This window comes from Kitasatospora sp. NPDC091257 (assembly GCF_044757675.1).
GTDB classification, from domain to species: domain Bacteria; phylum Actinomycetota; class Actinomycetes; order Streptomycetales; family Streptomycetaceae; genus Kitasatospora; species Kitasatospora lactacystinica.
Window position 1 is genome coordinate 1 of the sequence record NZ_JBIVVI010000439.1, and the last position, 6,614, is coordinate 6,614.

At 74.4% G+C, this 6,614-nt stretch carries 6 protein-coding genes and 1 pseudogene; 4 read left to right on the forward strand and 3 right to left on the reverse strand.

All coding sequences use genetic code 11. The features are described from left to right. Positions 1–305 precede the first annotated feature (305 nt). The gene (locus ACIQOV_RS20865; RefSeq protein WP_401050497.1) at positions 306–1,709 is read right to left on the reverse strand and encodes an FAD-dependent monooxygenase; all 1,404 of its coding nucleotides are present in this window, start codon (positions 1,707–1,709) and stop codon (positions 306–308) included. Between the two features lie 85 nt (positions 1,710–1,794). On the opposite strand from ACIQOV_RS20865, the gene ACIQOV_RS20870 reads away from it, so the two are divergent. Then, complete coding sequence (locus tag ACIQOV_RS20870) at positions 1,795–2,445, forward strand: TetR/AcrR family transcriptional regulator C-terminal domain-containing protein (protein WP_401050483.1); 651 nt, start codon at positions 1,795–1,797, stop codon at positions 2,443–2,445. Between the two features lie 155 nt (positions 2,446–2,600). Here the strand turns inward: ACIQOV_RS20870 and ACIQOV_RS20875 are convergent, their stop codons facing one another. After that, the gene (locus ACIQOV_RS20875; protein ID WP_401050486.1) at positions 2,601–4,601 is read right to left on the reverse strand and encodes a LamG-like jellyroll fold domain-containing protein; all 2,001 of its coding nucleotides are present in this window, start codon (positions 4,599–4,601) and stop codon (positions 2,601–2,603) included. A 123-nt stretch (positions 4,602–4,724) separates the two neighbouring features. Between ACIQOV_RS20875 and ACIQOV_RS20880 the strand changes: the two are divergent. The 3 genes and pseudogenes from ACIQOV_RS20880 to ACIQOV_RS20890 all read left to right on the forward strand — a co-directional run. Next, a pseudogene (locus ACIQOV_RS20880) lies at positions 4,725–5,111 on the forward strand (GNAT family N-acetyltransferase); the annotation flags it as partial. 139 nt (positions 5,112–5,250) lie between these two features. After that, positions 5,251–5,697: a DUF6343 family protein gene (locus ACIQOV_RS20885; protein ID WP_401050489.1), complete on the forward strand. Its 447-nt coding sequence runs from the start codon at positions 5,251–5,253 to the stop codon at positions 5,695–5,697. Positions 5,698–5,826: 129 nt separating this feature from the next. Next, on the forward strand, positions 5,827–6,051 hold the full coding sequence (locus ACIQOV_RS20890; RefSeq protein WP_401050492.1) for a hypothetical protein: 225 nt from the start codon (positions 5,827–5,829) through the stop codon (positions 6,049–6,051). 77 nt (positions 6,052–6,128) lie between these two features. Here the strand turns inward: ACIQOV_RS20890 and ACIQOV_RS20895 are convergent, their stop codons facing one another. Next, positions 6,129–6,365 (reverse strand): DUF6296 family protein, encoded by a 237-nt coding sequence (locus ACIQOV_RS20895; protein WP_401050495.1) that lies wholly within the window; start codon positions 6,363–6,365, stop codon positions 6,129–6,131. Between the last annotated feature and the right edge of the window lie 249 nt (positions 6,366–6,614).

Genomic DNA, 6,614 nt, shown 5'->3' on the forward strand with positions numbered 1-6,614 from the left:
GTCCCCAGGGACTCCCCGGTCCCGGTCGAGACCCCCGAGTCCCGGATGACCGGCGAAAGCGCGCCGCGGTCCGGGCACGAGGAGGAGAACAGGCCTCAGCAGGGCGCCGAGTCCGAGACGACCGCGCCGGCCCGCGAGCCGGACCCGCACGAGCCGCCGGACTGAGCAACTGCCGTGCGCCGCAGTTGCGGTGACCACGGGTTCGCCCGTTCCCGTTGCGGCGGGGGTCACCCACCGGCGGACCGAAGCCGGGCCGACCGACACCCGGCCGGACCGACGCCCGGCCAACGGCTCCGGACGCCCGCTCAGGGGGCGAGCAGCCCCTGCCGGCCCGCGTACTCCCCGAGGCCGTCGGCCGTCGTACCGGCCCAGCCGACGAAGCCGTCGGGCCGGACCAGGAAGACGCCGGTGCCGTACGCCGCGTAGGCCGGGATGCGGACCACCGGGGCGGTGACGGCGGGCAGCGGCGCGTCCGTGCCGACGGTGAGCAGCGTCCAGTGCGGCCCGCGGAAGGCGTCGAACAGCCGGACCGCGCCCCGCCGGCCGTCCGGGGCGCGGTCGCCGGCCCGCAGCGCGTCCGCCGGGAGGTTCCGGCGGGTCTCCACCGAGAGCGTGGACTCCCGGTAGCCGAGGCCGAGTTGCCGGGTCGCCCGGCCACGGCGCTCCTCGCCGCGGTGGACCCGGGTGGACAGCTCCAGCATCGCCGCCGCGTTGCTGCGGCGCTCCTCCTGGTAGCTGTCGAGCAGTTCCTCCCCCGCTCGTCCGGCCAGCACCGCGGCCAGCTTCCAGCCCAGGTTGTAGGCGTCCTGGACGCTGGTGTTCAGACCCTGCCCGCCGGCCGGCGAGTGGACGTGCCCGGCGTCGCCCGCGAGGAACACCCGGCCCGCGCGGAAGCGGTCCGCGAGTGCGGCGCGCGGGCGGAACTCGGAGATCCAGCGCAGTTCGGTGACCTGCTCGGCGGTCAGGTGGGAGCGGGCCGCGACCACCTCGCGCAGTCCGTCGAGGGTGAGGTCGACGGCCGTGCCCTCCGGGAACTGGGCGACCAGCTGGAAGTCCTCGGTGCCGCCGAGCGGGCAGATCGCCAGCAGCCCCTCGGCGGACCGGAACACGTGCCAGTGCTCGCGGCCCAGGCCGTCGATCCGGACGTCCGCGACCAGCATCGGGTCCGGGTCGACGGTCTCCCCGGTCATCCCGATGCCGAGCAGCCGCCGCACCGTCGAGCGCCCGCCGTCCGCCGCGACGACGTACCGCGCCCGGACCGGGCCGCCGGCGGCGAACCCGGCGGTCACGCCCGCCTCGTCCTGCGCCAGGCCGACCAGCTCCCGGCCGAACGCGACCTCGCCGCCCAGCTCGCGCAGCCGCCCGTACAGCACCTGCTGGGTGCGCCACTGGGGCAGCATAAGCGCCTCGGTGTACGGCTCGGCCTCGGAGGGCTCGGTCGGGTCGTACATCCGGTGCTCGCCCTGGGGTTCGCCGTCCTGCCAGATCAGGTTGGGCGGGTAGTGCCCCGCCACCGCGCGGACCCGGTCGAGCACGCCGAAGTCGTCGAACACCTCCAGGGTGCGCGGCTGGAGACCCTTGCCGCGCGAGCCGGGGAAGAGTTCCGCGCCGCGCTCGACCACGAGCGCGGCGACGCCGTGCCGGGCGAGGTCCAGCGCCAGGGCGAGTCCGGTGGGCCCGGCGCCGACGACCAGGACGTCCGTGTGCATGCCGCGAGACGTCACGGCAACCTCCTTAACGTTGTTAAGCAGCCGTTGCCGACAGCCTGCACTTAACGGCGTTAAACTGTCAACCGTGACCCCGCAGAGAACCCCCAAGCTCGACCGCGCCCAGGTCGTCGACACCGCGCTGAACCTGCTGAACGAGGCCGGCCTGGACGGCCTGACGCTGCGCGCCATCGCCACCCGGCTCGACGTCAAGGCACCCGCGCTGTACTGGCACTTCAAGGACAAGCAGGCGCTGCTCGACGAGATGGCGACCGAGATGATGCGCCGCATGACCGGCCGGGCGGGGGAGGGCCCGCCTGCGAGCGACTGGCGGGAGAGCTACCTGAGGACGATGCGCACCCTGCGCGCCGAACTGCTTCGCTACCGCGACGGCGCGAAGGTCTACAGCGGCGCCCGGTTCACCGACACCAGCTACGCGGCCGGCCTGGACGCCTCGCTGCGCGTACTGGTCGAGGCCGGCTTCACCCCGACGGCCGCCACCCGGGCCTGGCAGACCGCCTACAGCTTCACCATCGGCTACGTCGTCGAGGAGCAGGCGATGGGCCCCAACCCCTTCGACGGCGCGGAGGGCTACGACGTGGACGCCCGCGCCGAGCGCCTGGCCGCCCACCCCCTGGCCGCCGCGTCGGGCCGGGTGATGTTCCAGGACTTCGACGAGGGCTTCGAACAGGGCCTGGCGGCGATCCTCGCCGGGGTCGAGGCCACCCTGCTCCGCTGACGGCTCCGGCCCCGCTGTCGCGCACCGGCGCCTGCCGCACCGCGCCGTACCGCGCCGTACCGGGAGACGACGCCGCCGGGCCCGTATCGGAGCCCGGCGGTGTCCGTACTTCGGAGAGGTTTCGACGGGGTGCGGTCGAGCGCCGTGGAGCGCGGTCAGGCGGTCATGAACTCGCCCGCCCGCAGCGCCCGCCGCACGATCCGAACATCCCCGACGTACCCGTGGAAGACCTTGTCCAGCACCCCCGCGTACGCGTACCCGCCCAGCATCCACGGCCGCCCCAGGGTGGTCAGCCCGACCGCGGGCGTCGCCGGGTTGCGCGCCACCTCGCAGCCGTCGACGTACATCCGGCTGAGCTTCCCGTCGTTGACCACCGCGACGTGCCACCACCGGTCCAGCGGCAGCTGGTGACCCCAACAGGTCGACGCCCCGGTCTGGTTGATCGGGTAGACGCACCACTGGAGGGCCGGCGCCTCGGAGACGCTGAGCGTGGCGACCGGCTCGTCGGCGTCCGTCCCCGGCCCGCTCCTGCCCGCCTCACCGGCCGTCCCCCACCGGCTGAGCAGGGCGGACCAGCGGCTCTGCGCGGAGTCCCAGTCGGCGGGCAGCTTGAAGAAGGCCTCGACGGTGAACCCGCGCTCGAAGGTCTCCCGGTTCAGCGGCGCGGTGGGCACGGTCTGCAGGTAGCCGCCGCGCACCGGCGAGCGGGTGCCCTTGAACAGCAGACTGCCGTGGCCGGGCTGGTCCGGGTGGTGCTCGGCGGACCAGCTGAGCGCGCCCTCGGGCGTGCCGGGGGCGCCCTGCCAGAGCAGGTCGTTGCCCTGCCCGCTCAGGTCCTTGACGACCTGCTGCGGGGAGACGGCCGTGCCGTCCCCGCCACCGCCGTCGAACCGCCAGTAGGCCACCGTGTCGCGCACCAGCAGCTCGCCCGCCCGGCGCGCCGGGCGCTGCGGGACGGGCGCGAAGCCGGCGAACCGGCGGTCGAAGTCGATCGCGAGCGAGAAGCGGTCCACGTCCGAGGTCAGCTCGACGTTCTGTGCCGCCAGCGCGTTGCGCTCCTCGGCCGCGATCTGCTGGATCCACGGCGAGAAGGTCGACACGTCGACGGTGCTGCGGTCGAGATCGAAGCGGTACGCCCGGATCATCGCCGCGCCGCCGTAGTAGCGGTCCTGGTAGTTGGTGATGTGGACGTGCACGTCGTGGCCGGCCCGGTTCTTCAGCACGGTGCGGCCGGGCGGCCAGTAGTGCCCGTTGACGGTCAGGAAGATCTGGTCGTTGCCGTCGACCAGCCGTTCCCAGAGCCGCTTCCCGTTGTCGGACAGCTCGGCGCGGCCGCTGTCGTCGGCGTACGCCAGGTCGTGGGTGGTCAGGATCACCGGGACCTTCGGGTTGGCCGCGATCACCCCGTTCGCCCAGGCGAAGCCCACGTCGGAGAGCCGCCAGTCCAGCGAGAGCACCATCCAGTCGCGGCCGGCCGCCCGGAACACGTGGCAGGTGTTGTAGCCGTCCGGGCTGGAACCGCGGTACCCGGCGGTGCGGGCGGCCCTGGCCTTGGTGAAGGTCTCCAGGTACGGGGTGCTGCCGCGCTGGTCGTCGGTCGAGGAACGGACGTCGTGGTTGCCGGCGAGCACCCCGTAGGCCGCGCCCGCTTCGTCCAGCAGGCCGAACACCTTGGTGACGGCGGCGAACTCGACGGCCAGGCCGTTCTCGGTGACGTCCCCGAGATGGGACAGGAAGACGATGTTGTCGTCCGTCCCGTCCTCCCGGTTGACCCCGCCGTCCAGCACGTAGCGGACCGAGGCCTCCAGCGGCGCCGGGTGGATCCGGTCCTGGTCGAACAGGTACTGGGTGTCCGGCATGACCACGACGGTGAACTGCCGGGCGTCCGGGTCCGGCTGCCAACGCCCCTTCCCCCCGGCCTTCTTCGGCTTCTTCCCGGCCCCGCCGGCCTGCTCGGCCCCACCGCCCTGCTCGGGCCCGGCCGCCTGCGCGGGCACCGCACCGAGCAGGCCGAGACCGGCGGCACCGACCCCGGCGCCCACCAGACCGGCCCCGCGCAGGAATCGGCGCCGACTGGCCGCGGCCGTCCCCTCCCCGTCGAGGTCGGCGGTCCGCGGGCAGCCGCACTCGTGCTCGGTCGCCTGGATGTCGTGCATGTTCGCTCCCGGAAGTGGTGTGGGCCCCGACGGTAGGCACCGGGAGCGGTCGTGGATCATCGGCCGGGCCAAGCCCCGTTGAACAGCGGCCGAATCCATCGGGCGCCGCGATGATTCCGCGCACAACTCGCCGACTACGCGATGGTCCTGGCCGCGAACCGGAACCCGCCGGCCGCCACCGTCCGCCGCTTCCACGCCGATGCGACCGAGCGGGCCCTGGCCCCCGACTGCCCGGCGCGCTACCTCATCGGCTACGCGGACGGACGACCGGTCTGCTCGGCCGAGGTCGTCCTCTTCGCGGGTGTCGCCGGGATCTACAACATCGCGACCCTCGCCTCCGACCGCCGCCGCGGGTACGGCGGAGCCATCACCCTGGCCACCCTGCGCACGGCCCACGACGCGGGCTGCCGCACCGCGGTCCTGCAGGCGTCATCGGACGGGGAACCGGTCTACCGCCGTCTCGGATTCCACGCCTGCGGCCGGTTCACCGAGTACGCAGTCACCCCCTGAGACCTCCGGCCGGGTCGACGGCCGGCGGTCCGGCTGCGGCTCGAACAGCGCGGGTGCGCACCCGCCGACGTGTACCGGCGCCGGGCGCGGGTAGGCGCACCGACGGAACACCACCGATCGACTCCGTTCGGGGGTCGTCATGTCCGTACATCGCAGACCGAGCGTGCAGCACGGCGGCGGGGCCCGTCGCCGGAGCGGCGAGCGCCACGACTTCCCGCACACCTCGCAGGGCCCCGGCCGGACGACGCCGCAGCTGCGGCCCGAGGAATCGGTGCGCCGGGGCACCGAGCCGGTGACCGCCCGTTCGGACCTGGAGCTGCGGCGGCTGCTGTCCCGGGTCTTCCTGGTCCTGTTCGTCGGCGGGACGGTGGCCTTCGCCGTGCTGGCCGCGCTGGCCGGCCCGGGCCCCGCGCCCAACCGGGGGACCTACGCCTTCTTCGCCGCCCTGTGCGCCGGGTTCGCCGCCCTCGCCGGACTCGACCTGCTGGTGATCCGGCGCCGCCTGGCCGCCGGCCAGGGCCGCGACCGGACCGGTGCCCAGGGGCGCCCGGGCGCCGACCGTCGGGGCTCCGACCGCCAGGAGTGAGCCGGCGCCCGCGCCGGGCCCGACCACCACCGGCCCACAACCATCCCACCGGGTCTGGCCCGGTGGCCGTTCGGCAGAGCCCGGGTTTGCATGGACTCACCGAGCCCCCAGCGATCCGGAGGTAGCGCCGTGTACGAGATGTGGGCCGAGCACGACCCGGCGGTCTCCCCGCCCGCCGTGGTGTGGCACGTGGTGGCGAAGGACGACGCGTCGTCCTCGCTCTGCGGGCGGTTCCTGGAGCCCTCCCAGCGCGTCGTCCCGGCAGCGGACGGCGCCGGTGCGGCCGGGCCTGACCGGTACTGCGACCCCTGCCTGGTCACCGTGCGCGAGGCCTTGGCCGCCACCGCGCGGTGACCGTCCGTCGCGACGCCCGCCCGCGTCGCCTCCGCTCCCCCCTCGCCTTCGTTGCGGCACGCGTCCCGGCCGCGTGCTCAGGGCAGCGGCACCGCCATCAGGCACGGGTGCCGGCTGCCGGTTCCGGGAAACGCCAGCACGGTGGCCACCCCGCTGGCGATCTCCACCCGCAGGTCGCCTTCCGCACTCTCCCAGACCAGGCCCCCGTCGGGCCCCACGATCTGCGTCTCGTGCACGACGACCGAGCACAGTGGGGCGTGCCCGCCGATCGGGCCGGGGAGCGTCACCGCGTAACGGCGCGTGAGGCTTCTCATGTCTGCCTCCTTCTCCCCCCACCCTGCGTCATCGATTCTCCCCACATCCGACCGCTTGTACACGGAGGACCACTGTCCTCCCGAGGGAGACCGGTGCCGCTTCGCGCCTGCCCCGGCCCCGCGCGTTTACACCCGGCAGACCGCCCATGGGCGTGAACGGCGCCGAACCGGACCGGCGGCCCGGGCCGCTGGGCAGCCGCCGTCCCCGGGTGCCGGCCCGCCGGACCCGGGCGGGGGTGCCGGGCCGGG